Here is a 1,997-nt window from a genome sequence, read left to right on the forward strand (position 1 = left end):
CGGATACCGCCGTCTCGACGTCCCTGCAGCCATGGACCCATCCTTCCCAAAAGAAGAACTCTCCAGACACGCCGGGGTGGATCACGCGGGCCGCAACAACACGTCGAGGGCGACACGGAGAAGGCGGCACGGCGACATGTCGCGAATCCTTCTCGCATTGCGTGCCGAGGGCCCGGACGTCGCCGACGTGTACCGCGACAACTGCTAGCAGCGGGGCACTCTTTCTGCATGGGCGGATCCGGCAATCGCTGCGAGCACAATGCACAAAAGCCTTGGGTACGTCCGCCTCGCGATACACCGGCAGCCCACGCGGCCGGATTTACCCCGATACTTACTGATGCCCGGCTAACCGCAGGTAGATTACGGTTTCAATCTTGGGGGCACGGTGACGGTCGTCCGTTCACGATCTACACTTGGAGCAAAGTGAAGATATGACTTCACAACGTCGAATAATCTTCGAGGGCGAAGCGTTGACGTTGTACGCGGTGGAGACGAAGGAGGGCGTCTGTGAGGTCGAGGAGTGGCTGGACGGTCTGGACGACATCGCATTCGCCGGATTCGAAGCAAGGTTCGCCCATCTATGCACGATCGGGCACCTTCGCGCAACTGGACAGTGGCGATTCCTCGATGAAGCTGTCTTCGAGATAAAAGTCCATGCAGGACCGGGTTACCGGTTGTACATGCTCCGAGACGGGAAGGACTTCACCGCAACCCACGGCCGCAAGCGACCGGACGATAGCAAGGTGAAGCGGGAGATAAAGAAGGCAGTGAAGATCTTCGGCCAGCATAAGCGGGGAGAACTATGAGATCGCGGAACTCACGCGAGTACAGGTCGTTACTTGCCGGCGAACGATTGGTCGTCGAGGCAAGCGAAGCGGTTCATGAGGCGATGGAGCGTGCTGGGGTCAACAAGAAGCAACTCGCCGCGCGCTTGGACGTTCGTCCCAGCGAGATAAGCCAGAGACTGAGTGGCCGTCGAAATCTGACGCTACGAAGCTTCGCCGCAATGATGGAGGCCCTCGGAGTTCGCGCCAAACTCACTGTTGAAGACAGCGAAACGCCGTACGCTCCCGGCGCCAAATGGGTTACACCGCAGAGCAACACATCTCAGACCGTGATCAACGCCGCAAACGCGATCGTTATCATCAACGCTATCAAGAGCGCTGAATCGACTAGGTCGTGGGGCACCAGCCAGCTCAACGAATACGGTGGCCAGCTGATCACCGGCACCCGCGCCTTAAACGCAGCGGGAGGACACTACGACCCGTTCCTTAGCAACGCGCCAATTAATGCCCTGACCATGGGTGAGGTCAACCCCGAATTAGTTACTGAGGCGGACCTAAAGTGAGGGTTATCGTTCTGACCCTTTGTGAGCACGCGACGGTATCCAGTGTCGGCTTGGTGAGCATGCTCAACGGTGGCGTAAACCGCATCGGCCGCCCCATCTTCCCGGCCCCCCTCGGCCTGACGCTCGTCGCCATGATTGAACTGCCCATTGACTACGTGAGCGGCTCCGAGATAGCGATCGAGATTACGATCACGTCCCCAGACGAAGACGAGGTCTTCGGTCGAGTCGAGGGAGGGGTCGCGTCCCAAATACGGCCGGGGGCCGATCTAAGGGCTGCGACGGCGGCGATCGTCGTTGACATCTCACCGATTGCCGTGACGAAAGTCGGCCTCTACAAGGTGAACGTCAGGTTTCCTGGGACCGAGGAGCCCGGTAGCTCTATCTACTTCGAGGTCGACACGGGCATTGCGCCTGTTGAGGTCGGTGTGGAACCCACGCCGCCCCACGATTCCCCCTAGCCCTGCCCCGGTACGTTGCGCAAACCTTGACGCATACGAGGCACGTTCTCCGGATTCGCAGCATCGAACGCTGGCACTGGCCCTCCAGGCGGCCAGAACGAGTTTCAGCCGGGTTGAACCGCCCCAGGTTTGATGCCGCTGCTGTTTGAGTCCGGAAGGATGAGCAGCATGCCGAAGAAAATCGATCCTGC

Annotated in this window: 4 protein-coding genes; all 4 read left to right on the plus strand. The window is 59.6% G+C overall.

Features of this window, described 5'->3' with window-relative positions:
- A partial coding sequence (locus ACJH6J_RS30255; RefSeq protein WP_406805023.1) for a hypothetical protein occupies positions 1 to 208 on the plus strand: 208 nt, incomplete at its 5' end.
- Between the two features lie 223 nt (positions 209 to 431).
- Complete coding sequence (locus ACJH6J_RS30260) at positions 432 to 806, plus strand: hypothetical protein (protein WP_135355178.1); 375 nt, start codon at positions 432 to 434, stop codon at positions 804 to 806.
- Positions 807 to 853: 47 nt separating this feature from the next.
- Positions 854 to 1,348 carry a helix-turn-helix transcriptional regulator gene (locus ACJH6J_RS30265; protein ID WP_162563610.1) on the plus strand — a complete coding sequence of 165 codons (495 nt, stop codon included), beginning with the start codon at positions 854 to 856 and terminating at the stop codon, positions 1,346 to 1,348.
- Positions 1,345 to 1,806 (plus strand): DUF6941 family protein, encoded by a 462-nt coding sequence (locus ACJH6J_RS30270; protein WP_061006133.1) that lies wholly within the window; start codon positions 1,345 to 1,347, stop codon positions 1,804 to 1,806. The genes ACJH6J_RS30265 and ACJH6J_RS30270 overlap by 4 nt, the downstream gene beginning before the upstream one ends.
- The last annotated feature ends 191 nt before the right edge of the window (positions 1,807 to 1,997 follow it).

The organism is Mycobacterium sp. SMC-18, assembly GCF_045310895.1.
Lineage (GTDB): Bacteria > Actinomycetota > Actinomycetes > Mycobacteriales > Mycobacteriaceae > Mycobacterium.

Bases quoted from the DNA above. Each gene is read 5' to 3' on its own strand.
- ACJH6J_RS30260 (WP_135355178.1), top strand. From the start codon at position 432: ATGACTTCACAACGTCGAATAATCTTCGAGGGCGAAGCGTTGACGTTG.